Annotated in this window: 21 protein-coding genes; 14 read left to right on the top strand and 7 right to left on the bottom strand. The window is 72.4% G+C overall.

Annotated features, from left to right (window positions below; translation table 11 throughout):
• The first annotated feature begins 30 nt into the window (after positions 1-30).
• From ABZ911_RS31980 to ABZ911_RS31970, 3 genes are read left to right on the top strand one after another with little or no spacing between them, the layout of a single operon-like run.
• Positions 31-3,390, top strand: a complete 3,360-nt coding sequence (locus tag ABZ911_RS31980) for a protein kinase (protein WP_358064317.1) — start codon at positions 31-33, stop codon at positions 3,388-3,390.
• Positions 3,391-3,429: 39 nt separating this feature from the next.
• Positions 3,430-4,542, top strand: a complete 1,113-nt coding sequence (locus ABZ911_RS31975) for a hypothetical protein (protein ID WP_358064314.1) — start codon at positions 3,430-3,432, stop codon at positions 4,540-4,542.
• Between the two features lie 57 nt (positions 4,543-4,599).
• Positions 4,600-4,866: a hypothetical protein gene (locus ABZ911_RS31970; RefSeq protein WP_358064311.1), complete on the top strand. Its 267-nt coding sequence runs from the start codon at positions 4,600-4,602 to the stop codon at positions 4,864-4,866.
• On the opposite strand, the gene ABZ911_RS31965 is transcribed toward ABZ911_RS31970, so the two are convergent.
• The 4 genes from ABZ911_RS31965 to ABZ911_RS31950 are packed head-to-tail and all read right to left on the bottom strand — an operon-like array spanning position 4,851 to position 8,238.
• Positions 4,851-5,495: a response regulator transcription factor gene (locus ABZ911_RS31965; protein WP_358064308.1), complete on the bottom strand. Its 645-nt coding sequence runs from the start codon at positions 5,493-5,495 to the stop codon at positions 4,851-4,853. The two genes, ABZ911_RS31970 and ABZ911_RS31965, sit on opposite strands and share 16 nt — an antisense overlap.
• Positions 5,486-6,538, bottom strand: coding sequence for a histidine kinase (locus ABZ911_RS31960; RefSeq protein ID WP_358064305.1), 1,053 nt, complete (start codon positions 6,536-6,538; stop codon positions 5,486-5,488). The genes ABZ911_RS31965 and ABZ911_RS31960 overlap by 10 nt, the downstream gene beginning before the upstream one ends.
• 17 nt (positions 6,539-6,555) lie before the next feature.
• The gene (locus ABZ911_RS31955; protein WP_358064303.1) at positions 6,556-7,338 is read right to left on the bottom strand and encodes an ABC transporter permease; all 783 of its coding nucleotides are present in this window, start codon (positions 7,336-7,338) and stop codon (positions 6,556-6,558) included.
• Between the two features lie 3 nt (positions 7,339-7,341).
• Positions 7,342-8,238, bottom strand: a complete 897-nt coding sequence (locus ABZ911_RS31950; protein ID WP_358064300.1) for an ATP-binding cassette domain-containing protein — start codon at positions 8,236-8,238, stop codon at positions 7,342-7,344.
• Positions 8,239-8,469: 231 nt separating this feature from the next.
• Here ABZ911_RS31950 and ABZ911_RS31945 point away from each other — a divergent pair, with 231 nt between their 5' ends.
• The 5 genes from ABZ911_RS31945 (at position 8,470) to ABZ911_RS31925 (ending at position 13,422) form a co-directional block, all read left to right on the top strand.
• On the top strand, positions 8,470-8,790 hold the full coding sequence (locus tag ABZ911_RS31945) for a hypothetical protein (protein WP_358064297.1): 321 nt from the start codon (positions 8,470-8,472) through the stop codon (positions 8,788-8,790).
• A gap of 218 nt (positions 8,791-9,008) precedes the next feature.
• Positions 9,009-10,412, top strand: coding sequence for a Si-specific NAD(P)(+) transhydrogenase (gene sthA / locus ABZ911_RS31940; protein ID WP_358064294.1), 1,404 nt, complete (start codon positions 9,009-9,011; stop codon positions 10,410-10,412).
• Positions 10,413-10,464: 52 nt separating this feature from the next.
• A complete protein-coding gene (locus ABZ911_RS31935; RefSeq protein WP_358064291.1) occupies positions 10,465-11,049 on the top strand; it encodes a TetR/AcrR family transcriptional regulator in 585 nt (194 codons plus the stop codon).
• Positions 11,046-11,813 carry an alpha/beta hydrolase gene (locus ABZ911_RS31930; RefSeq protein ID WP_358064288.1) on the top strand — a complete coding sequence of 256 codons (768 nt, stop codon included), beginning with the start codon at positions 11,046-11,048 and terminating at the stop codon, positions 11,811-11,813. Before ABZ911_RS31935 ends, ABZ911_RS31930 begins: the two co-directional genes overlap by 4 nt.
• A 358-nt stretch (positions 11,814-12,171) precedes the next feature.
• Positions 12,172-13,422: a hypothetical protein gene (locus ABZ911_RS31925; protein ID WP_358064285.1), complete on the top strand. Its 1,251-nt coding sequence runs from the start codon at positions 12,172-12,174 to the stop codon at positions 13,420-13,422.
• 33 nt (positions 13,423-13,455) lie between these two features.
• Here the strand turns inward: ABZ911_RS31925 and ABZ911_RS31920 are convergent, their stop codons facing one another.
• Positions 13,456-14,094 carry an NAD(P)H-dependent oxidoreductase gene (locus ABZ911_RS31920; protein ID WP_358064282.1) on the bottom strand — a complete coding sequence of 213 codons (639 nt, stop codon included), beginning with the start codon at positions 14,092-14,094 and terminating at the stop codon, positions 13,456-13,458.
• Positions 14,095-14,183: 89 nt separating this feature from the next.
• On the opposite strand from ABZ911_RS31920, the gene ABZ911_RS31915 reads away from it, so the two are divergent.
• Both ABZ911_RS31915 and ABZ911_RS31910 read left to right on the top strand, forming a co-directional pair.
• Entirely contained in the window at positions 14,184-14,672 is a 489-nt protein-coding gene (locus ABZ911_RS31915; RefSeq protein ID WP_358064279.1) for a MarR family transcriptional regulator, read from the top strand.
• A gap of 50 nt (positions 14,673-14,722) precedes the next feature.
• The gene (locus ABZ911_RS31910) at positions 14,723-15,673 is read left to right on the top strand and encodes a DMT family transporter (protein WP_358064276.1); all 951 of its coding nucleotides are present in this window, start codon (positions 14,723-14,725) and stop codon (positions 15,671-15,673) included.
• Here ABZ911_RS31910 and ABZ911_RS31905 read toward each other — a convergent pair.
• Positions 15,612-16,271, bottom strand: a complete 660-nt coding sequence (locus ABZ911_RS31905) for a DoxX family protein (RefSeq protein WP_358064273.1) — start codon at positions 16,269-16,271, stop codon at positions 15,612-15,614. The two genes, ABZ911_RS31910 and ABZ911_RS31905, sit on opposite strands and share 62 nt — an antisense overlap.
• Positions 16,268-17,836: an MFS transporter gene (locus ABZ911_RS31900; protein ID WP_358064270.1), complete on the bottom strand. Its 1,569-nt coding sequence runs from the start codon at positions 17,834-17,836 to the stop codon at positions 16,268-16,270. Before ABZ911_RS31900 ends, ABZ911_RS31905 begins: the two co-directional genes overlap by 4 nt.
• A 246-nt stretch (positions 17,837-18,082) precedes the next feature.
• Here ABZ911_RS31900 and ABZ911_RS31895 point away from each other — a divergent pair, with 246 nt between their 5' ends.
• From ABZ911_RS31895 to ABZ911_RS31880, 4 genes are all read left to right on the top strand, one after another.
• Positions 18,083-19,879, top strand: coding sequence for a tetratricopeptide repeat protein (locus ABZ911_RS31895; protein WP_358064268.1), 1,797 nt, complete (start codon positions 18,083-18,085; stop codon positions 19,877-19,879).
• 28 nt (positions 19,880-19,907) lie between these two features.
• Entirely contained in the window at positions 19,908-20,816 is a 909-nt protein-coding gene (locus tag ABZ911_RS31890) for a haloalkane dehalogenase (protein WP_358064266.1), read from the top strand.
• Positions 20,817-20,881: 65 nt separating this feature from the next.
• Positions 20,882-23,218, top strand: coding sequence for an AAA family ATPase (locus ABZ911_RS31885; protein ID WP_358064263.1), 2,337 nt, complete (start codon positions 20,882-20,884; stop codon positions 23,216-23,218).
• A gap of 102 nt (positions 23,219-23,320) precedes the next feature.
• Positions 23,321-24,304, top strand: a complete 984-nt coding sequence (locus tag ABZ911_RS31880) for an ABC transporter permease (protein ID WP_358064350.1) — start codon at positions 23,321-23,323, stop codon at positions 24,302-24,304.
• The last annotated feature ends 5 nt before the right edge of the window (positions 24,305-24,309 follow it).

Raw genomic sequence — 24,309 nt, 5'->3', positions numbered from 1 at the left:
CGCACTTCGCGCGTCCAATCATCCATGGGGATGGCGCTGACCGACGGGGATCCGGTCCGGCTCGGGGACTACTGGCTGGCCGGACGGCTGGGCGAGGGCGGCCAGGGGGTCGTCTACGAGGGTTACGACGAAGAGGGCGGCCGCGTCGCGATCAAGGTGCTGCGCGGTGACGGCTCGCTGCGCGGCGGGCTGGAACGGGAGGCGGCGGCGGCCCGGCGGGTGGCGTCGTTCTGCACCGCGCGGGTCCTGGACGCCGACCTTGACGGGCCGGTGCCGTACATCGTGTCGGAGTACGTCGAAGGTCCGAGCCTGCGCGCGGCCGGGCGGGTGTTCGGCGGCGACGACCTGCACCGGCTCGCCGCCGCCGTGGCCACCGCGCTGACCGCCATCCACGAGGCGGGCGTGGTGCACCGGGACCTCAAACCGGACAATGTGCTGCTCGGTCCCGACGGGCCCCGAGTGATCGACTTCGGGGTGGCGCGGACCCTGGACATGCCGCTCACCTCGACCGGCGTGGTCGCGGGCACACCGTCGTACATGGCGCCCGAGCTGTTCACCGGGCATCGGGCGGGCGCGCCCGCCGACGTGTTCGCCTGGGGGGCGATCATGGTGTTCGCGGCGACCGGGGAGGATCCGTTCCGGGCGGAGTCGATGGGCGCGGTGATGCACCGCGTGCTCGCCCACGATCCGCTCCTCGACGCGCTTCCCGAGCCGCTGCGCGCGCTGGTCGCCGCCGCGCTGGCCAAGGACCCGCGTGACCGCCCCGCCGCCCGCGACCTGCTGCTGGCCCTGGCGGGCGCCGCCCCGCCCCCCGCCGCGCTCGCCCTGTCACCCACCGACGGCGGCGACCCCGCGCTGGGCACGATCGCCGAGGACGCCTACGCCGCCCTCGGCCCCGCCGAACGCGCCCTGGTCCCCGAGATCATGCTCAGACTGATCACCGTCACCGACCAGGGCGACCTCGTGGTACGGCAGGCCGGCCGCGCCGAACTCCTCGACGGGCGCACCGCCGAGGAGACCGCCATGATCGACCGGGTCCTCGGCGCGTTCGCCTACCTGGTCTCCGGCGGCGACCCGATCCGGCTGACCCGCCCGGCACTGCCCATGGCCTGGCCCCGCCTGCGCGCCTGGATCCAGGCGAACCGGGACGGCCTGGCCGTACACCGGCAGATCTGGACGGCGGCCGGCCGCTGGTCGGCGGGCGGGCGCAGCGACGGCGACCTGTTCCAGGGGGCCGCGCTCGACCAGGCGCTGCACTGGGCGGCGGCCGAGCGGCGGCACATCACGCTGACCCCGACCGAGCGCGACTTCCTCGACCAGGGGGCGGCCCTCACCCGCCGCAAGGCCCGCAGGACCCGGCTGCTGAGCGTCACCCTGGGGGCGGCGCTGACGGTCGCGCTCATCGCGGGCGGGCTCGCCGTCCAGCAGAGCAGGACGATCGCCGAGCAGCGGGACGTGGCGGAGTCGCGGCGGGTGGCCGCGCTGGCCGGGGAGGTACGCGACCGGGATCCCGTGCTCGGCATGCTGCTCGCCGTCGCCGCCACGCGGGTCGCGGTCACCCCCGAGGCCCGCGACGCGATGAGCGCCGGGCTCACCCATCCCGGGGTCGCCGCCTTCCGGGATCCCTCGCCGCAGGCGGTCAGGGGGCTGAGCGCGGACGGGCGCACCCTGTACAGCGCGGGCGGCGGGCAGGTGCGGATCTGGGACGTGCGCACCGGGCGCAGTACGGCGGTCCTCACCGACCCGAGCCTCACCCGGGTCTTCGCCGTGGCGGCCAGCCCGGCCGGGCGGACGCTGGCGGTGGCCACCGCCGACGGGATCAAACTGTGGGACCTGCGCACGAACACACCCCTGAAGGCCGCCTACCCCCTGTACCGCGACGCCGGCGACTTCGACTTCGGCCTCTCCTACGGCAGGTCCGAGGACGTCCTCATCGTCGCGCTCGGCCAGGGCACGACCCTGTGGAACGTCAGGACGGGGGCGCGCACCAGCGTGCCGACGCTCGGCTGGCCCGCGGACGTGACCCCGGACGGCCGGGCCGCCGTCTACGCGTTCATGAAACCGGTCTACCGCCAGCCGCTGCCGCGCGGCGAGCGCACCACCTTGCGCAAGAGCTGCTCCCAGTGTTATGCGGGGCTGGAGCTCAGCCCCGACGGCACCCGCGTGGCCACCGTGGAGGACGGGCAGATCGAGGTACGCGACGCGCTCACCGGCAAAGGCGAGGACCGGGTGGTGGGCCCGTGGAACGGCGGGCGGCTGGGCTGGAGCCCGGACGGCCGGTTGATCGCCTCGGTCTCCGACGACGACGTGCAGGTGTGGCGGCTGGACAGCGAGGAGAACGGCCCGGACTTCGAGACGAACGTGATCCCCGGGACCGGCCCGGCGCTCTTCGACCCCGACGGGCACACCCTGCGCTACCTGGCGGGAGACACCGTGGTCGCCTTCGACCTGCGAACCTCCCCCGGCGTCGGCCTCAGGAGCGACGCCTCGGCGCTGAGCCCCGACGGCCGCCTGCTCGCCGCGCACGCCTCGCCCGGCACCGTGCACCTCTGGGCCATCGGCAAGGCCGCGCCGGTCAGCCTGCCGATCGGGCCCACCGACACCTCCCTGCCGTCGATGGTCTTCAGCCCGGACGGCGGGCTCCTCGCCGTGCACAACGACGCCCCCGCGGTCCTGGTCTTCGACACCGCGACCGGCGCGAAGACCGCCACGTTCGCCGTCGGCGGGGAGGCCATGGCCTTCAGCCCCGACGGCACCCGCCTGGCCACCGCCGGGCAGACGGCCGAGAACCGGAGCACGGTCCGGCTGTGGGACCTCCGGACGGGGCGGACCCTGTGGACGTGGAACCACGAGGAGGTCGTGGAGGCGCTGGCGTTCACGCCCGACGGCGCCACGGTCACCGCCGACCGCCACCGGCAGATCGACGCGGCCACCGGCAGGTCCGTCCGGCGTCCGCTCCCCGCCTTCTCCGCCGAAGGGGTCTTCCACGGCGGGCAGGACACCGCAGGCCGGCTCACCACCTGGCGGCCCGGCACCGCGGGGCCCGAGGACCGCGCCTTCCAGGACCTGCCCTCGGGCATCGCGCACCTCGCCTACTCCGCGGACGGCTCGCTGGCCGCCGTCGCCGCCGGGGAGGGCGCGGTGTCGGTGTACGACGTGGCCACCGGACGCAGGGTCGCGCGGCCCGCCGCCGGGCCGTTCACGGCGGTCGCGTTCGACGCGGAGGGGCGGCTGCTGACCCTCGGCGAGGATCATCTGCTGCGCATCCACGCGCTCGACGCCGGGCTGGTCGCCGACGCGGTGTGCACCCGGGCGGGGCGGTCGCTCACCGCCGCCGAATGGGGTGAGCATCTGCGCGGCCTGCCGTACCGGGAGGTGTGTGGGAGATAAGGGTTCCCCCGGTCGTATAGGCGGCACTACGGTCGGACCGTGCGGATGCCGGGGGCGAGACTCATCATGGTCTGCGCGACGTGGGGGATCTTCTGGGGCTCCTGGTCCGCGCTGCTGCCCGCGATCAAGGACCAGCTCGGCGCGACCACCGCCGACCTCGGTCTCGCGCTGACCGGCGTGCCCGTGGGCGCGATCCCGGCGATGGCGCTGGTCGGGCGGCTGGCCAGGGGGCGGGAGCGGGCCGCGCTGGCCGCCTCCACCTGCGCGTTCGCGCTGAGCGTGCTGACCATCGCGCTGGCCGGCTCGCCGCTCGCGCTCGGCCTGATCCTGCTCCTGCTGGGCGCCACCAGCGGCGCCCTCGACGTGGCGTTGAACCTGGCCACCGGCCGGGCCGAACGCGAGACCGGCCGCAGGCTCTTCCAGCCGGTGCACGCCGCCTTCCCGGTGGCCGTCATCGTCGCCGCCCCGGCCACCGGCCTGGCCCGCGAGCTCGGCGTCGGCCCCGGCACCCTGCTGGCCGTCGTCGCGGCGCTCGTGCTGGCGTCGGGACTGCTCGCGCTCGGCCTGCCGATCGGCAGGGGAGTGCCCGCCGAGGAGCGGACGGGCGGCGCGGGTGGCCACTGGCGGGCGGCGATCGGGCTCGGCGCGCTCGCGGGCTGCGTGCTGATCATCGAGAACTCCGTCGAGCAGTGGTCGGTGCTGCTGCTGGAGGAGCACCGCTCCGCGTCCACGCTGCTGGCCAGCGCGGCACCGGCGGCCTACATGGGCGCGCTCACCGTCGGGCGCCTGCTCGCCCAGGCCTTCCCCCGGGTCGGCCTGCGCACGCTCTACCTCGTGGGCGCGATCGGCGGTGGCGGCGGCATCGCCCTGGCCGGGCTCGGGCCGTCCGTCTGGCTGTCGCTGGCCGGGTTCGCGCTCACCGGCCTCGCGCTGGGGCCGCTGGTGCCCGCGATGCTCAGCCACGCCGCCGCCGGGGACTCCAGCGGCACGCTGGTCTCGGCGATCTCCACCATCTCCTACACCGGGTTCGTGATCAGCCCGCTGCTGGTCGCCGCGCTGAGCGCCTGGCTCACGCTGCCCACGGCGCTGGCCGCGCTCGGCCTGCTCGCCATCCCGCTCCTTGGACAATATTTGGCCACCCGTTCTCGCTAGGCGGGAAGGGGTGGGGTATGTCCCGGTGGACATGTGGTGACGTCTCGGGGAGAGAACATGGCCGTCTGCGAGGTCTGCGGCAACGACTACGACATGAGCTTCGAGGTGCGCGCCCAGGGGATCACGCACGTCTTCGACTCCTTCCAGTGCGCGATCCAGGGCATGGCGCCGATCTGCGAGCACTGCGGCACCAAGATCATCGGGCATGGTGTCGAGGCGGACCGCCGCTGGTACTGCTGCGCCCACTGCGCCCGCCAGGAGGGCGCGACCGCGATCGTGGACCGGGTGATGGCCGGCAGCGTGCCCCCTCAGCCGTCCAGGTAGCGCAGGATCGCCAGCACCCGGCGGTTGTAGTCGCCGTCCTGGCGCAGGTCGAGCTTGTCGAAGATGGCGTTGACGTGCTTCTCCACCGTGCTCAGCGACACGTGCAGCCGCTCGGCGATCGCCGTGTTGACGAAGCCCTGCGCCAGGTGCTGCAGCACCTCCGACTCGCGGGTGCTGAGCCTGCTCACCGGGTCGGCGTGCGTCGTGCGCGCGAGGAGCTGCCTGACCACCTCGTGGTCGAAGACCGTACCGCCCGCCCGTACCCGCTCCAGCGCGTCCAGGAAGTCGGCCACCTCCGACACCCGGTCCTTGAGCAGGTAGCCCAGGCCCTCGGTGGCGCCGCCGAGCAGCTTGGCCGCGTACGTCTTCTCCACGTACTGCGACAGCACCAGCACCCCCACCCGCGGCCACCGCTCGCGGATCTCCAGCGCCGCCCGCAGCCCCTCGTCGGAGTGGCCGGGCGGCATCCGCACGTCCACCACCGCCACGTCGGGCCGCTGCCCGGCCACCGCCGCGACCAGCGCCTCCGCGTCCCCGACCGCCGCGACCACCTCGTGGCCGGCGTCGGTCAGCAGGCTGCTCAGGCCCTCCCGCAGCAGGACCGAGTCGTCGGCGAGGATCAGCCGCACGGCAGCGTCGCGGTGATCGTCGTCGGCCCGCCCGCCGGGCTGACCACCTCCAGCCGGCCGTCCAGCGCGAGCACCCGCCTGGCCAGCCCGGACAGCCCGCCGCCCGCCGGGTCCGCCCCGCCCCTGCCGTCATCGGAGATCGCCACGCTCACCGTCCGCTCGTCCTGGCCCAGCACGACCAGGATGTCACGGGCGCCCGCGTGCTTGACCGCGTTCGTGATCGCCTCACGCGCCACGAAGTACAGCGCCGTCTCCACCTCCGACACCGGCCGCCCCGACAGCCCGTCGTGTACGGTCACCGGCACGCTGGACCGCTCGGCCACCCCCGCCAGCGCCGCCCGCAGCCCCAGCTCGTCCAGCGCGGTCGGGTAGATCCGCCACGCCACGTCCCGCAGCTCGTCCAGCAGGTTCCGCGACTCCGCGTACGCCTGGTCGACCAGCTCCCGCGCGTCCGCCGAGCTGTGCCTGGCCCGGCCGAGCAGCATCGCCAGCGCCACCCCGCGCTGCTGCACGCCGTCGTGCAGGTCCCGCTCGATCCGCCGCCGCTCGTCGTCGACCGCCCTGACGATGCCCGAACGGGTCGAGGTCAGCTCGGCGATGCGCCGGCGCATCACCTCCTGGCTGCCCGGCCCGAGGAAGCGGGCGGCCACCAGCCGCTCGGCCGCGCCGACCGCCAGGCACCACAGCGCGACCAGGGACAGCAGCACCAGCGCGCACGTCAGGGCCAGCACCTCGCTACTGGTCGTGAGCTGCACGCCGGGGAACTCCAGCGGCACCGGATCCGACTCCCCGACCAGCACCTGCACCGCCCCACCGGCCAGGAACAAGCCGGCCACAAAAGTGCCCGAGGCCGCCACGTAGCCGCCCACCAGGCCGAGCGCGCACCGCACCGCGAGGAAGGCGTACCCGCCGGGCCCGGCGCCCTCGTGGCCGAGCCTCGCCTTCTCCACGGCGACCAGCCGATCGCGCAGGCGCCGCCGAGGCCCCCGGCGCAGCAGCGGCGCGAGCAGCAGGAAGACCAGCTCGGCCACACTGAGCGCCATGCCCGCGAGCACACGCTTTACGTCGCGTCCCTCGCGCGCAACACCGCGTAGCCCGCGCCCAGCGCCGCTCCCGTCCAGCCCACCAACCACGTCAACCCCTCCAGCGGCCCGTACGGCATGGGCCCACCGGTCATGTTGACCGAACTGTCCATGAACGCCAGACCCGCGAACATCGGAAAGCGCATCGACAGGTCTACCAGGAACGGCAGACCGGTCATCACCATGACCAGCGGCAGGCCCATCAGCAGCATGAACACGATCGTCAGCGTGCCCGCCGCGCTGCGCACCGCCGCGGCGATCCCGATCGTCATGACGCCCGCCAGCGCCACCACCACGCCCAGGCGCAGTAGGTCGAGCGCGAGCTCGCCGGGGGAGAGCCGGGCCAGGCCGCCGAACAGCGGGTGGGCCAGCGTCAGGTAGGTGGCCAGTGCGGCGACCGTGCCGGACAGCGTGCCGTACACCAGCAGGACCGGTGCGACCACCAGCGCCTTCGCGGCCAGTACGCGGCCCCTGATCGGTGTCGCCTGCAGCGTCTGGCGGATGCCGCCCGAGGCGTACTCCGAGGTGACCGTCAGCATCGCGAGCGCGACCAGCGCGAACTGGGCCAGCGACACCGCCGAGATCACCTGCTCGCCGACGGGGACCCGCATCCCGGGCACGCCCTCGCGGAGGTACTCCGTGGCCGTGCCGCCGCCGATCGTCACCGCGCCCACGATCAGCAGCGCCGCCCCGCTCAGCAGGCACCACCAGGTCGAGCGCACCGACCAGAGCTTCGTCCACTCCGCCGCCATCGTCGTCATCGTTCAGACCCCCGCCTGGTATTCGACGCTGCCGTCGGTCAGCTCCTGGTACGCCTGCTCCAGCGAGGCCTCGTGCGGGCTGAGCTCGTGCAGCCTGATGCCCGCCTCGTGGGCCAGGTCGCCGATCCGCTCGATCGTGGTGCCGGTGGCGAGCAGGGCGTTCTCGCCGCGGCGCTCCACCCGGACGCCGGTGGCGAGCAGCCGTACCGCGAGCTCGCCCGCGTGCGGGCTGCGGACCAGCACCGAACCACTCGCCAGCACCTCCGAGAGCGGCGCGTCCACCAGCAGGCGGCCCTTGCCGATCACCACCAGGTGGTCGGCGGTGAGCTGCATCTCGCTCATCAGATGGCTGGAGACGAACACCGTGCGGCCCTCGGCGGCCAGCGAGCGCATCAGGTGGCGCACCCAGCGCACGCCGTCCGGGTCCAGGCCGTTCACCGGCTCGTCGAACATGAGCACCTCGGGATCGCCCAGCAGCGCCGCCGCGATCCCCAGCCGCTGGCTCATACCCAGCGACAGCGTGCCCGCCCGCCTGCGCGCCACCTGCGCGAGGCCGACCTCCTCCAGCACCTCCGCCGCCCTGCTCGCGGGCAGCCCGTTGCTGCGAGCCAGCGCCAGCAGATGGGCGCGGACGCCACGGCCCGGATGCACCGCGCGCGCGTCCAGCAACGCGCCCACCGTCCGCAGCGGATTCCTGAGCTCGTGGTACGGCACGCCGCCGACCAGCGCCGTGCCCGCGCTCGGGCGGTCCAGGCCGAGGATCATGCGCATGGTCGTTGACTTTCCCGCCCCGTTCGGGCCCAGGAAGCCGGTGACCTTGCCGGGTTTCAGGTCCAGTGTCAGGTCGTCGACGGCGAGCCGCCCGCCGAAGCGTTTGGTCAATCCGGTCAGGCTGATCATGCCGGAAACGCTAGGCAGCCCCGGCCCCGGCGACCATGGGGGCGAGCCGTCGACTCCCATGGCGGTTAACCGTAATCTGGGCGTGTGGCCGACTTTGACGTACTCGTCGTGGGCTCCAGCGCGAGATGTACGGGTTGAACCTCGCTTGAGGTGCCATGTCGATGAGCCCTGGCGTCGCAAGCTTGCCGGCTGTGGGTGCGAGATCGGTCGTGGCGGGGCAGACTGGGAATCGTGAATGCCAAGCCCCGTTACACCAGCCACCGGGTCTACCTCGTGCCCGCCGACCTCGGCGAGTTGACCGGTCCCGTCGATGGTGTCGTGCGGCTACCGATGCGGCTGGACTGGTCCGAACAGGGCGTCTATCACCTTTCGGACAGCAGCCATGTCGGGTTGATGTATGAGCGTGTGATCCGCGAGGCGACCCGGATGGACGACCTCCGCATGTATCTCAACCGGGAGACCCTGATCCGGATCTGGCCGTACCTGTACCTGCCTGCTGCGGTCAGGAAGGCGTGGGAGACGCGCTTCCCAGGTCTTGTACGGGCGGCCTGACGCTTGTGGACCCCTTGCACGAACTCGTGGCGCGGATCGGTCTCGCGGCGACGGAACGGTTCGGCTTCGCGCTCGCCGGCGGCTACGCCGGAGCTTCGCCGTTGCATCCGTGATTGGGAACTCGCTCTTCGGCAGGACATGGAATAACGACCGGCGGTAGCCGAAGAACGCCCCCCCGGAGCTTCTCCTCGCCGATGGTGGCGTTCACACTGAGCTGTGTGACCGACTTCGACGTGATAGTCATAGGTTCCGGACCCGGTGGGCAGAAGGCGGCCATTGCAGCGGCCAAGCTGGAGAGGCGGGTGGCTGTCGTCGAGCGCCGGAACATGATCGGCGGCGTCTGCATCAACACCGGGACCATCCCGTCCAAGACCCTGCGCGAGGCCGTTCTCTACCTGACGGGGCTCAATCAGCGCGAGATGTACGGCCAGAGCTACCGGGTGAAGGACGAGATCACCGTTGGGGATCTGGGGATTCGTACCCAGCATGTGATCGGGCGTGAGGTCGACGTCATTCGCAGTCAGCTCGCGCGCAATCATGTGGCGCTGCTGACCGGGTCGGCCAGGTTCGTGGATCCGCACACCGTGGCCGTGGTCGACGAGCAGGGGCGGGACGTCAAGGTCAGCGCCTCGAAGATCATCATCGCCACGGGGACCCGGCCCGCTCGGCCCGAGTCCGTGGAGTTCGACGAGCAGACGATCATCGACTCGGACGGCATCCTCAACATGTCCGCCGTGCCGGACTCGATGGTGGTGGTGGGCGCCGGGGTGATCGGCATCGAGTACGCCTCCATGTTCGCGGCGCTCGGCACCAAGGTGACCGTGGTGGAGCGGCGGGAGCGCATGCTGGACTTCTGCGATCTGGAGATCGTGGAGGCGTTGAAGTACCACCTGCGGGACCTGGCCGTCACCTTCCGGTTCGGGGAGAGCGTGGCGGCGGTCGAGCGGCGGCCTCGCGGGGCGATCACGCTGCTGGAGAGCGGGAAGAAGATCCCCGCCGAGACGGTGATGTACTCGGCCGGGCGGCACGGGATGACCGACGGGCTCGGGCTCGACACCGCCGGTCTGGCCGCGGACGACCGGGGCCGGATCTCCGTCGACGAGGTGTACCGGACCGCTGTGCCGCACATCTACGCGGTCGGTGACGTCATCGGGTTCCCCTCGCTGGCGGCCACCTCCATGGAGCAGGGGCGAATCGCCGCTCACCACGCGTGCGACGAGCCGCTGCGGGGGCTGCACCATCTGCAGCCGATCGGCATCTACACCATTCCGGAGATCTCCTTCATCGGCGAGACGGAGGACGCGCTGACGCGGTCGCACGTGCCGTTCGAGGTGGGGATCTCGCGGTACCGGGAGCTGGCGCGCGGGCAGATCATCGGCGACACGTACGGCATGCTGAAGCTGCTCGTGTCGCCCGAGGACCGGTCGCTGCTGGGCGTGCACGTGTTCGGCACCGGCGCCACCGAACTCCTGCACATCGGCCAGGCGGTGATGGGCTGCGGCGGCACCATCGACTACCTGGTGGACGCCGTCTTCAACTACCCGACCCTGGCGGAGTCCTACAAGGTCGCCGCCCTCGACGCCATGAACAAACTCCGCCGGGTGGCCCGCTTCGAGCTCTAGAATCCGACTATGGTTTATGAACAAAAAACCGATTTGTTCATATGGAGACAGCATGCCACCGGCCTTCTCCGAGGCGGAACGGGTGCGGATCACCGAGCAGTTGCTCGACACGGCGACCCGCCTCTACTCCACCCAGGGCCTGCGCAAGACATCCCTGGAAGAGCTGACCGCGCCCGCGGGGATCGCCAAGACCTCGCTCTACGCCTTCTTCGCCTCCAAGGAGGACCTCTACTTCGAGGCCGTCCTCCGGCAGAGCGCGGAGATCAGGCGGCGGGTCATCGATGAAGGGCTCAACCGGGGCACCGACACCCGCGACGCGCTGCGCCGCTTCCTGCGCGCCACCGTCGCCGAGCTCGACACCAACCCGCTCTACCGGCGGCTGATGTCCCACCCCGAGGAGATGGAGGCGGTCGCCGCCAGGCTCACCCCCGAGCGGATGGCCATGGCGGCGGGCGGCCCGACGGCCGACCTGCTCAGGTTCCTCGGCGACCGGCTGGAGGGCGACCCCGAGGTGCTGCTCGGCGTGCTCCGCGCGGTCCTGCTGCCCGTCCTGCACGCCGGACACCTGGGCGCCGACATCTATCCGGCGGTGATGGACCGCCTGATCGACGCGGTCACCGAAGGGCTCACATCATGATGAACGGCCTGCCTTACCTCAAGGCGGGTGAGGGGCCGCCGCTGATCGTCCTGCTCTTCACCCCGCGGGCGACCAACCCGACGGGGGTGGCGCGCTGGTCCACGATGCGGATGATCCGGCCGTTCGCCGAGCGCTTCACCGTGTACGTCGTCAACCGCCCGCCGGGACTGCCGCCGACCACGACGATGGCCGAACTCGCCGCCGTCTACGCCCAGGCGATCAAGGCGACGTTCGACGGTCCGGTGAACATCCTGGGCGTCTCCACCGGCGGGTCCATCGCCCAGCAACTCGCCGCCGATCACCCCGCCCTGGTCGGCCGCCTCGTCCTGGGCGGTACGGCCTGCACTCTCGGCCCGGTCGGCAGGCAGGCCCAGCGCGCCTACATGGATCGTGCGCGGCGGGGCAGGCGGCCGAGCCCCGCGCTGGCCACGGTGGTGACGGAGTCGGCGATCGGCCGGCGACTGCTCGCGGGCCTGCTCTGGCTGTCGGACAGCGGTGGCGGGGATCACACCGACGCGGTCACCGTGCTCAACGCCGAGGACGGCTTCGACCTGCGCGGCCGGCTGCGGGACATCCAGGCGGCCACGCTGCTGATCCAGGGCGGCAAGGACCTCGTCTACCCGCTGGAGTCGGCCGGGCAGACGGTTGAGGGCATCCCCGGCGCCCGGCTCGTCGTCTACCCGGGCCGCGGCCACAGCGGCACCTTCACCGACAAGCGCTTCGCCCCTGACGCGCTGACCTTCCTGACCGCCGGCCGGCCGTGATCGCCGGTGCGGGCGCTTCACATCGATGGGCCCGTCGCTGTCCGGAGTGGGTAATGTCCCCGCCACTCTTTTCTTTACCGGCAGCCGTTCCCGGCCGAGGCTGTAAGGCTCTGTTCTCGCGTGACGCCCGCCCTGTGGCGGCCTGTTCTTTAGTCGAGGGGGTCTGCCGGTGCTCGGTCTTTCGCGGCGGCGTCTGCTGTTGCACGGTTCCGCTGTTTCCGCGTCTGCCGTCCTGGCCCCGATTCTGCCGTCATCACCTCTCCAAGCCCCCGGCGAATTCGCCGTGTCCTTCGGAAAGATTGACATCACCCCGAAAGTCGGCGCATATCTCGCCGGATACGCGGTCGATTCACCCCGCGTGGCGACCGGCACGTACAAACCGCTCTGGGCGCGCTGCACGATCTATTGGGACAACGGTCAGCCTCACGTCCTGGTCACCGCCGATGTGCTGGCGTTCGCCCGCTCGATGAACCAGGCCATCCGCCGGGACGTGGAAGCCTTCGGCGTCGACCGGGCGGCCTTCGCGCTGTGCGCCACGCACACCCACAACGGCCCCGTCCTCGTGGACACGCTCGTCCCCTACATCGCCTACAACCTCACCCCCGAGCTGATGCAGCCGGTGTACGCCTACAGCTCCTGGCTGGTCTCCGCGATCGTCCAACTGGTCCACGACACCCTGAACGCCCCCCGCACCCCGTGCACCCTCCACCACCACCTGGCCCGCGCGGACTTCTCGCACAACCGCGAGGGCCTGTCCTACATCGAGCACGACGTCCCGGTACTGGTGGCGAGAAGCCTCCAGGGCGCCCCGCTGGCCGTCCTGTTCGGGTACGGCTGTCACCCGGTGGCCTCCGGCTCCCAGACCACCTTCGACCCCGACTACCCGGGCGAGGCCGTGGACGTGATCGAGGGCTCGACCGGCGCGTTCGCCCAGTTCGTGCTCGGCGCGGCCGGCGACCAGGGCCCGACCGGGACCCGCGGCCGACCTCTGCGCGACATGGTGGGCAGGGAACTCGGTGTCAGCGTGGCCAACGCCGTTGAGACCCCCGGCCGCCCTGTCAGCGGCCGGCTTCGCGGCGCCTACCGCGAGGTCACGCTTCCTCTCGACGTCGCCACCACGCCCCAAGGTCTGGCGGACGCCCGGGCCGCCTACATCGAGCGCCAGAGGAACCACGGGGTCGGCTACTACCGCCGCCACGCGGAGGTGATGATCGAGCAGCTCGACAAGCGCGTCTTCGACACCACCGTCCCGCTTCCGCTCCAGGTCTGGCGGTTCGACGGCGACCCCGCGCTCCGGATCGCCTTCATCGGCGGCGAACCGGCCTCGGGCTACGCCGTGTACTTCCGCGCCCGCCACGGCGGCTCGAACGGCGTCTGGGTCAACGGCTACGCGAACGAGGTGCCCGCGTACATCCCCAGCGACGAGCTCGTCAACGGCGGCGGCGCCGGCCACTACGCCTGCGGCTGGTCCCCCGACCAGCCGGGCATCGCCGGGGGATCGATGACGGTGTACGGCCATGTCGGCAAGTTCCTCGGCCGCCCGCGGGGAACCTCCACCGTGGGCGTCGAGCAGATCCTCATCGGCGCCATGACGGACCTCCTGGCCTAGCCTGGCCGGTCGATGTGAAGGCGCGGGCGCGGCTCACGCCGGTTGCGGAGTGAGGCGCTGAGCCCGCTCGCGGGCGGCCTCGTGCGCCGCGGCCCGCGAGACCGCCGCCGCCTCGCGCAACCCCTCCATGCCCGGCGTCGTGTCCGCCAGCGTCAGCTCCGCCGTGATCACCTGCAGCTCCAGCCCCAGCACCTCGGTCAGGATCTTGCGCAGGTACGGCTCCGCGAAGTCCCACCCCTCCTTGGGCGTACCGGGACCGTAGCCGCCCCCGCGCACGCTGACCAGCGTCGCCGGCCGCCCGGCCACCGCGCTGTCCTCCGGCCGCATCCCGGAGACCCGCCCGGGGACCAGGATCTGGTCCAGCCACGCCTTGAACGTCGAGGGCGCCCCGAAGTTGTACATCGGCACCGCGAACAGGTACGCCTCCGCCGCCAGCAGCTCGCCGATCAGCGCGTCCTGCAGGAACGCCGCGGTCGCCTGCTCGGCGGTCCACTCGTGGCCGGGCGAGAACCTGGCCGCGATCCCGGCCCCGGTCAGGTGCGGCACGGGCCGCGCCCCGAGGTCGCGGTGGGTGACCGGCCCGCTCCACGCGCCGACGAAGGTGGCGGCGACCTCCCTGGACACGGAGCCCGTGGGCACGGCGGACGCGTCGATGTGCAGAAGCCTGGGCATGAGGGAATCCTTCCATCTGTTGGGCAGATAATCTGTAATACAGATTGTCTGCTCAGCATCTTGCTTGTCAAGCGCAGTAGAGTGACGCCATGGATGGGCTGCCGGCGGGCTTCGAGTCGAACTTCTCCTGGTTGATCGGTCAGGTGTTCCACGCGCACGTCACGGAGTCCCAGCGGGCCCTGGAGGATTTCCCCGCTTCGCAGCGGGGCTACATGGTCGTGCAGGCCGCGGTGTCCGGCTGCGCCCGCAACCAACTGGAGATGTCCAAGATCCTGGGCCTCGACCGCACGGTGATGGTCTACCTGGTCGACGAACTGGTGAAGGCGGGCCTCGTCGAGCGCGTCCCCGACCCCGCCGACCGGCGCAACAGGCTCATCGTGGCCACCGAGGAGGGCCGGGCGAGGCTGCTGGACGCCACAGAACGGGTCGCCCAGGTGGACGAGCGACTGCTCGCCCCGCTGCAGGGAGCCGACCGGGAACGCTTCCGCGAGATGCTGCGGCAACTCGTCGGCCACCGGCACGACGACCCCCATGGCGCCTGCGCCAGGGCCGCCGCCATCGCCGATGGCGGAAAATAGGGAAATATCCCTACGGGACACGAGCGACTGGCGGCTACGCTCCTGACCTCGTGAACGCCACGAGCACCAAGGCGGGCCAATGGCTGCCCGCCTACGTCCTGCTGGCCCTGATCTGGGGCAACAGTTTCTTCTTCATCAAGGTCGCGGTGGAGGCGCTGCACCCCCTCCAGGTGTCCTTCGGCCGGATGCTGATCGGCACCGCCGTCCTCCTGCTCGCCCTCGCGGCCACCCGCCGCGCGCTGCCGCGCGACCCCCGCCTGTGGGGCCACTTCCAGGTCGCCTCCGTGGTGCTCACCACCCTCCCCTTCACCCTCTTCGCGTACGGCGAGCAGTACGTCTCCTCGGTCGTCGCCGCCATCTGGAACGCCACCACCCCCCTCTGCACCCTCGCCTTCACCCTCCTGCTGCGCTCGGAGAAGCCCACGGCGAGCCGGGTGACCGGCCTCGGCCTCGGCTTCGCGGGCGTCATGGTCGTGCTCGGCGTCTGGCAGCCCCTGGACGGCGGCCGGCTCGGCGGCAGCATGGCCTGCTTCGCCGCCGCCCTCTGCTACGGCGTCGGCGGAGCCTACCTGGGCCGGTTCGTCACCGGCCGCCGCAAGGAGGCCCCGGCGGTGCTCGCCACCGCCCAGTTGCTCAGCGGCACCGGCCAACTGGCCGTGATCACCCTGCTGGCCGGGGTGCCGCTGGTGAACTTCGCGGCGCCCGCCGAGGTCTGGTGGGCGATGCTGGCGCTGGGCGGGTTCGGCACCGGCGCGGCCTACCTGCTCCTCTACCGGGTGCAGGTGCTCGCGGGGGTGACGACGGCCTCCACGGTGACCTACCTGCTGCCGGTGTTCGCCACCGTGTCCGGGCTGATCGTGCTGGGCGAGCGGCTCACCTGGAACCAGCCGGTGGGGGCGGTCGTGATCCTGGCCGCCATCGCGCTGACCCAGGGGATGATCAGGATGGGGCGTCGTCGGCCGGTTCCTGAGCCTTCCGAGCCCGTCCTCGACCAGTCTTGACCTCTTTCTTCTCGCCGGCCACCAGCAGGTCGCCCTCCGGGGGAACGGGGATCGGGTGCGGGGCCGTACGGTCGCGGTCCTCGTCCTGCTCAGGGGCGGGCGCGGGCGGGGCCTCCACCTCCAGGCGCTGGTCGTCGGGCTCGCGGAGCGAGGCGATGACCGCGTCGGCCTCGTTGTCGGCGGCGAACTCGCCGGCCGCCTCGGCGTCCCTGCGCCTGATGACCACCAGGTGGTCGACCGAGATACGGCCCGCGCCGACCACCGCGAGCAGCACGGCGGCCGCGCCGAGCGCGACGACGAGGTTGGTGTCGATCGGGTTGAGCGGCCTGGCCACCAGGAACACGGCCAGCGTCTCGGCGAACAGGATCAGCCCCATGGCGGGCACCGCGAGCCCCGCCACCAGGAGCGCGCCGCCGATCAGCTCGGTCAGCATGGTCACGGCCGCCCACGCGCCGGGTGCGGGCGCGCCCTGCCGGGCGAACTGGCCGCCGGTGATGGTCAGCCCGGCTTCGAGCTTGTGCCAGCCGTTGGCGAAGATGATGCCGCCGATCCCTAACCGGGCGGCGAGCGCGGCGAGATCGTGGAGGGTCCGTCTCACGGTATTTCTCTGACCTGATCGGGGCATTCCAAACCTCGGTCCCGGCGAAGCAGGAGGGCGACGGCCGTGGCCGTCAGGGCGAGCAGGAGCACGCTCACGATGATCGTGACGTGCAGCGCGTCCACGAAGGCCCATCTGGCGGTGTGCAGCAGCGTGGCGCCCGCCGGGCCGCCGACCTGGTCGGCGACGTGCGCGGCGGCCGCGAGCGACTGCCTGGCCTGGTCCATCGCCCCCGCGGGGACGCCGGGCACGGCGGCCACCGACGGGGCGTAGACGATGGTGGTGATCGTGCCGAGGACCGCGACCCCGAGACCGGCGCCCAGCTCGTAGGCGGTCTCCTCGATCGCGGCGGCGCCGCCCGCCCTCGACTCGGGCACCGAGGACATGATCGTGTCGGAGGCGGCGAGCAGCGCCACCTGGAGCCCGAAGCCGATGCCGACGAAGCAGACCGCCAGCATCACGGGGTGCCGCTCCACGCCCCAGCCCAGCGTCGGCGTCAGCGAGAGCGCGACCAGGGCGAGCCCGCCGCTCATCGTCGCCCGCATGCCGAACCTGCCGAGCACGTACGCGGCCGCCAGCCCGCCGCCGATGGCCGACAGCACCAGCGGCAGCATCCGGAGCGCGGCGCGCAGCGGGCTGTCGCCGAGCACGAGCTGGAGATACTGGGCGAGCATGAGCTGCAGGCCCACCAGCGCGAACACGCCGAACAGCACCCCGGCCACCCCGGTGGAGAACGCCCGGCTCCGGAACAGCCCGACGTCGAGCAGCGGCGCGGTCAGCCGCCGCTGCCTGCGCACGAACCAGACCAGCAGCCCCGCCCCGGCCAGCAGCACGCCCACCGCCGCAGGCAGCGGGAGCATGTGCCCCGAACCGGCCTCCTTCAGGCCGAAGGCGAGCGCCAGGATGCCGAGCACGGACAGCGCCGCGCTCAGCGCGTCCCAGGGTCGCCGCAGCCCGCGCGACTCGGGCAGCAGGCGCGCGGCGAGCGGCAGCAGCACGATCAGGATCGGCACGTTGATCAGGAAGACCGCGCCCCACCAGAAGTGCTCGACGAGCAGCCCGCCGACGAGCGGCCCCACCGCGGCTCCGGCCGCCGCGACGGCGCTCCAGACGCCCAGGGCGATCGCCCGCTCGCGCCGGTCGGTGAAGACCTGCCTGAGGATGGAGAGCGTGGCCGGCATGATCATGGCGCCGCCGACGCCGAGCAGCGCCCTGGCCATGATCAGTGTCAGTGGCGTCGGCGCCATGGTGGCCCCGGCCGAGGCCACCCCGAAGATGACGAACCCCGCCAGCACCAGCCGTTTACGCCCGAAGCGGTCGCCGAGCGTGCCGAACATGATCAGCAGCGGCGCCACGACCAGGGAGTAGACGTCGATGATCCAGAGCAGCTCGACGGCGGACGGCTCCAGCGCCGCGGTCAGCGCTGGCACCGCGACGTGCAGGACGGTCGCGTCGACGGTGATGAGCAGCAGGCTGAGGCAGAGCAGCACGAGCACGGACCACCGGCTGGCGCGGCGCTCCGTCGTGGCACGCCGCAGCACGGGCGCGAGGTCGAGAAGGGTCACGGGTCCTCCTACTTCGGCGCCGTGCCGCGCTTCCCGTGTCCTCGCCGTACACCGCCGGCGCGAGCCCACACGAACATGCGTGGCAGCTTAGGCGAAGTCCGGCACGTGGGACACCCGTATCGGGTGATCCCGATCCGCCCCCTACCTCTCTAGAGAGATACAGCCCTATGTCCCGATCTATGCAAGTTTCATCTATCCGCTGATCATGAGCAGGGAGAACACGGCTGTCCGGCGGGGGAGGAAGGCGTGGGCAACGAGGGCGAACAACCCCGCGACCACCGGGAATGGTGCGCCCTCGCCGTCGCCCAGCTCAACCGCGGCCACCCCGAGGCCGCCCTCGAATCCGCCCAGGCCGCCGCCGACCTGGAACCCTCCAGCCAGTGGGCGCACCGCATGCTCAGCATGGCGCTCGAACGCCTCGGCCGCGACACCGACGCCGTCACCGCCGCCGAATCCGCGGTACGGCTGGCGCCCGGCTCCTGGCACGCCCGCCTCCGCCTCGGCGGCGCCCTGAAACGCGTCCCCGGCCGCTGGCGCGACGCCTCCGCCCAGGCCGCCCTCGCCGGACGGTACGCCCCCGAGGAGGCCGACCCGCACGTCCTGGCCGGCGACCTCGCCCTGCTGCGCGGCGAGCACGCCAGAGCCGAGACCGCCTACCGCACCGCGTTGCGCAGGGAGGACGACCACCCGGCGGCCCGGGTGAACCTCGGCCTGACCCTGCTGCGCTGGGAACGCCCCCGCGCCCACCACGACCCCGCCTGGCCGGTGGACCCCCGCGAGACCGGCCGCGCCCGCCGCGCCCTGGAGGTCTGGTCCCGCCAGATCCGCATCGTCCTGGCGCTGGCCGTCCTCGCCGCCCTGGCCGTGCTGATCGCCGGGAGCGGAGGAGGCGCGCCGGGGTGGCTGCCGTGGGGCGGCGGCGCGGTGCTGGCGGTGATCGCCGGGCTGACGGTCGCGCAGGGGCGGCGGGTGGGGGACTGGGGGCTCGCGTCCGCCATGCTCAGGCGGGATCCGTGGTTCGGCGTCTCGGTGGTCACGGCGGCGACCGCCGTGCTCGCCTACGCCGCCTGCCTGACGATCCCGATGACCGGGCCGGGCGGCCTGCCGTACGGGGTCGATCCCCGCTGGGCGGGGCCCGCGGGGATCGTGCTGCTCAACGGGCCCGCGCTCATCGTGGTGCGGACGCTCGCGGGCGCCTGGCGGGGGCGCCCGGTGGCCGCGCTCGCGCAGTTCAACCGGGCCTACGGCGAGCGGACCGCCAGGCGGGACATCCTGGTCACCCTCTGGCTGGTTCTCGGCAGGGCGTGGTCGGCGCTGGTCGTACTGGTGGTCGTGGTGATCGTCGTGGATCCGCGGACGGCTGCGGTGACGCTGGCGGTGCCGTACCTGTTGATGCACGCCCGTCGGCGCGGCGGGCTCGGGGGGCGCGGGGCGGCGCGCGGGGACCGGTGGCTGCTGGCGGGGCTCGTGCTGGTCGTGACGGCGGGGGTGGCCGCCGCGGGCGCGGGGGCGGTGGGGGCGATTCCCGGTGCGGGAGAGGTGGCGGCCTGGGGCTGGTGGGTGGCGTTCGGCGGGCTGGCGGGGGTGGTGCCGGTGTTCCTGCTGCGCGCCGGGCGGGCGTGGTGGCGGGGGGCGCCCGGACCCTGGCGGGCCTCGCTGATCATGTGCGACGGCTGCGGCCGGCGCCTGCCCGGCGACGCGCGCGAGTCGGTGACGCTGAGCAGCGAGGTGCGGCGGACCTTCACCTACGCCCGCGGCGTGGTCCTGTCCTGCGCCGACGAGCTCGGGCCGAGGGCGATGGCGGTCGGCGCGGTGGTCTCGGTCAGCTCGGCGGGCGAACTGCGGCTGATCGCCGAGGCCGAGGCGTGGGACGCCGCCGAACGCGAGCCCAGAGTCGCCGTCTTCGCCACCGAACCGCTGCAACGCCGCTTCTGGGTGGAGGTGCGCGGTATCGCCCTGGCCGATCCGGACTCCGACGTCCTGCGCGTGACCCCGAAGGAGATCCTGGTCGGCGAGTTCCCCGGCCGGCATCAGCGGCGCTGAGCGCGTTCTCGACGTAGATTCCTGTGCTATGCGCACCCTCCGCACTCCCGAAGAGCGTTTCGCAGACCTGCCCGACTTCCCTTACCAGCCGCGATACGCCGACGTGCCGGACGGCGAGGGCGGCACGCTCCGCATGGCGTACGTCGAGGCGGGGCACCCGGCGGCGGAGCCCGTGCTGCTGCTGCACGGCGAGCCGACCTGGTCCTTCCTGTACCGCCACGTCATGAGGGAGCTCGCCGCCGCCGGGCTGCGGGCGATCGCCGTGGACCTGGTCGGGTTCGGGCGCTCCGACAAGCCCGAACTGGTCGCCGACCACACCTACGCCCGGCACGTGGAGTGGACCCGCGCGCTGGCGTTCGACGCCCTCGGCCTGGACCGGATCACCGTCGTGGGCCAGGACTGGGGCGGCCTCATCGGGCTCAGGCTCGCCGCCGAGCATCCCGAGCGGTTCGCCCGTATCGTCGCCGCCAACACGGGATTGCCGACGGGTGACATTCCCCTGCCCGAGCCGTGGCACCGGTTCAGGGAATCCGTCGAGAAGGCGCCCGAGCTGGACATCGCCCGGTTCGTCCAGGCCGGCTGCCGTACCACGCTGCCGGAGCCGGTCCGGGCCGCCTACGACGCGCCCTTCCCCGGCGAGAACCACAAGGCGGGCCCGCGTGCCCTGCCCGGCCTCGTCCCGACCACCCCGGAGGACCCGGCGGCGCCCGCCAACCGCATGGCCTGGCAGGTTCTGACCACGCTCGACCGCCCCTTCCTCGTCGCCTTCTCCGACGGCGACCCCATCACCGGCGGCATGGCCCCGGTGCTGATGAAGGTCATGAAAGGCGCCGCCGGACGGGCCCATCCGGTGATCGGCGGCGCGGGCCACTTCCTGCAGGAGGACGCGGGCCACGAACTCGGCCGGCACATCGCCGCATTCACGCGGGGGCGGTAGGCGTGTCACGGACGCCCAATCGTCGTCCCGGTGCGGTATAACCGGGGTCGAACCGGGGAGGCGTGATGCGGGACTCCGACAGGACCCGGGCGGCGGGGCGGGCCGCGGCACGGGATCTGTTTGAACAGGTACGACTGCGTTATTTCCACCTGCACCCCGCCGTGCGCAAGGCGGTCTACGTCGTCCTCCTCGTCGGCACCGTCGGCGTGGGCGCGGCCCTCGGCTGGGACCTGATCCAGACGTTCCTGATCACCGTCGTCCTGCTCGGCTTCACCGCGCTGGCCCTGCGCTTCCCACGCGCCGCCGCGACCGCGCTCGTGCTGGCCGCGTGGGCGGCGGCGCTGATCCCCTTCGTCCGGCTCTTCCCGGCGGGCTCGACCGCGCCCACCCTGCTCATGCTGCTGGCCCTCCCCGTCGCCGCCGCCGCGCACCTGATCCGCTGGGTCGCCCCGTGGCTGACGGTCCTGATGGCCCTGCTCCCCGCCGGCGCCCTGGCGGCCGCCCTGTCGTCGGTAGGCGGCGGCATCGCGGTCTGGGCCGCGTACGGCACCGCGGGCGCCGTCCTCGTCTACCGCTTCGTGCAGGCCCGCAGGGCCAGGGCCCGACTGTCGGAGGAGGAGCAGGTCAGGGTCAGGGTGCGCGAGGGCCACCCGCTCGCCGCCACCCCCGAGAAGGCCACCGCGCCGCCGCCGATCTCCGTCGAGGACGCGCTGGCCGAGCTGGAGAGCATGATCGGCCTGGCGCCGGTCAAGGAGCAGGTGCGCTCGATCGCCGCCTCCATCGAGGCCTCCCGGCTGCGCGCCGAGGCCGGCTACACCGCGGCCAGGCCCACCAGGCACTTCGTCTTCACCGGCCCGCCCGGCACCGGCAAGACCAGCGTCGCGCGCACCGTCGCGAAGATCTTCTATGCCTTCGGGCTGCTTGACACCCCCTACGTCGTCGAAGCGCAGCGCGCCGACCTGGTGGGGGAGTTCCTCGGCGCGACCGCGATCAAGACCAACGAGCTGGTCGACCGGGCGCTCGGCGGCGTGCTGTTCATCGACGAGGCCTACGGCCTGGTCAACTCCGGCGACGGCCAGCCCGACCGGTTCGGCGCCGAGGCCGTGCAGACGCTGCTGAAGCGGGCCGAGGACGACCGCGACCGGCTGATCATCATCCTGGCCGGCTACGAGCAGGAGATGACCTCCTTCCTCGCCTCGAACCCCGGCCTGTCCAGCAGGTTCGCCACCCGGGTGCGCTTCCCCAGCTACTCGCCCGCCGAACTGGCCGACATCACCGACCTGCTGCAGGAGCGCCGCGGCGACCAGATGGCCGCCGACACCAGGTCGGCGCTGCTCGGCCTGCTGGAGGACGTCCAGCGGCGCGCCCTGGTCGACGAGCTCGGCAACGCCAGGTTCGCGCGCAGCCTGGTCGAGGCCGCCGCGCAGGCCCGCGACGTGCGCGTGGTCGGCGCGGGCGGCACCCCCACCACCAAGGACCTGGTCACCACCACGACCGCGGACGTCACCAAGGCCTTCAACGAGCTGACCGCCCGCTTCCGCGGCTACCAGGCGACGCCCACGCTGGAGGAGGCGCTGGCCGACCTGGACCGCATGGCCGGGCTCGAACCGGTCAAACGGCAGGTGCACGCGATCGCCGCGCAGCTCCAGGTGGCCCGGATGCGCCAGGAGCGGGGGCTGCCGACGCCGCCGCAGATGCGGCACTTCGTCTTCGCCGGGCCGCCGGGCACGGGCAAGACCACCGTGGCCAGGATCCTCGGCCGCATCTTCGCCGCGCTCGGCCTGCTGGCCAGGCCCGACGTGGTCGAGGGCCAGCGTGCCGACCTGGTCGGCCAGCACCTGGGCGCGACCGCGATCAAGACCAACGAGCTGGTCGACCGGGCGCTCGGCGGCGTGCTGTTCATCGACGAGGCCTACAGCCTGGCCAACCCGGGATACCAGGGCGGCGACGCGTTCGGCGCCGAGGCCGTGCAGACACTGCTCAAGCGGGCCGAGGACGACCGCGACCGGCTCGTCCTCGTACTGGCCGGGTACGAGCGCGAGATGGACCAGTTCCTCGCCACCAACCCGGGGCTGGCCAGCCGGTTCAACCAGCGGGTCAAGTTCCCCAGCTACTCCCCGGCCGAGCTGGCCGAGATCGCCGTCCTGCTGGCCGAGAACTCCGGCGACCACTTCGACGACGACGCCCGCCGCGACCTCGCCGAGGTCTTCGAGTGGGTCTGCGCCGAGCGGCTGATCGACGGCCTCGGCAACGGCAGGTTCGCCAGGTCGCTGTTCGAGCGCGCCGCCATGCGCCGCGACGTACGGCTCGCCGCGCTGGGCAACGCGGCCAGCTCCACCGAGCTGACCACCATCACCAGCGACGACGTCAGGGCGGCCGTCGAGGAGCTTTCCGGGCGCTAAAACGGGGACAACTCCGCCCCCCTCTTGGCACTTCCGTGCGATACGACGGTTACATGGTGTAGCAATATGGCTACAGTCAGCGCGGCGCCGGAAAGGGGGACGATGGCGGGGTTCCTGGTCCGCAGGCTGATCAACTACCTGGTGCTCGTCGTCGTCGCCACCAGCCTGGCCTACATGCTGGCCGCCAGCGCGCTCGACCCCCGATCCAACTACGAGGGGCGCAACCCGCCGCTGCCGCCCGCCGTCATCGACGCCCGGCTCGACGAGCTCAACCTCAACACCGAGACGCCGCTGTTCGAGCGCTACCTGACCTGGGCGCGCGGCGTCCTGCACGGCGACTTCGGCCTGACCGTCACCGGCGACTCGGTCAACGAGGACCTGAGGCGGCGGGCGGGGGTGAGCCTGCGCCTGGTCACGCTCGGCCTGATCTTCGGCAGCGTCACCGGGGTGCTGATCGGCGCCTACGCCGCGGTCAAGCAGTACGGAGTCTTCGACCGGCTGTCGACCATCGGCTCGTTCGTCGTCCTGGCGATCCCGACCGTCGTGCTGGCCAACATGCTCATCATCGCCGCCGTCTGGTTCAACGACCTGGTCGGCGCCAAGATCTTCCTGGTCAGCGGGGAGTACAGCGACGGCCTGCAGGGCGGCCTCGGCGCCCAGTTCGTCGACCGGGTCCAGCATCTCGTGCTGCCCACGCTCTCGCTGTCGCTCGGGCTGATCGCCGTCTACAGCCGCTACCAGCGCAACATGATGCTCGACGTGCTCGGCGCCGACTTCATCCGCACCGCGATGGCCAAGGGGCTGAGCCGCCGGGCCGCGCTGGTCAAGCACGCGTTGCGCACCGCGCTCATCCCGGCCGTCACCTACTTCGCCTTCAGCTTCGGCACGCTGATCACCGGGGCCACCTTCACCGAGAAGATCTTCGGCTGGCACGGCCTGGGCGAGCAACTGGTGAACTCCATCTTCACCAACGACGTGAACACGGTCGCCGCGATCAGCTGCCTGGCCGCCTTCTCCGTCCTGCTGGCCGCGCTCGCCTCCGACGTCCTGCACGCCGTGCTCGACCCCCGCGTCCGGATGGGCTGAGGCCG

Source organism: Nonomuraea sp. NPDC046570 (assembly GCF_040645915.1).
Taxonomy (GTDB): Bacteria; Actinomycetota; Actinomycetes; order Streptosporangiales; family Streptosporangiaceae; genus Nonomuraea.
Note: the sequence above shows the minus strand (reverse complement) of the source record. Positions and strands in the feature narration are given on the sequence as shown.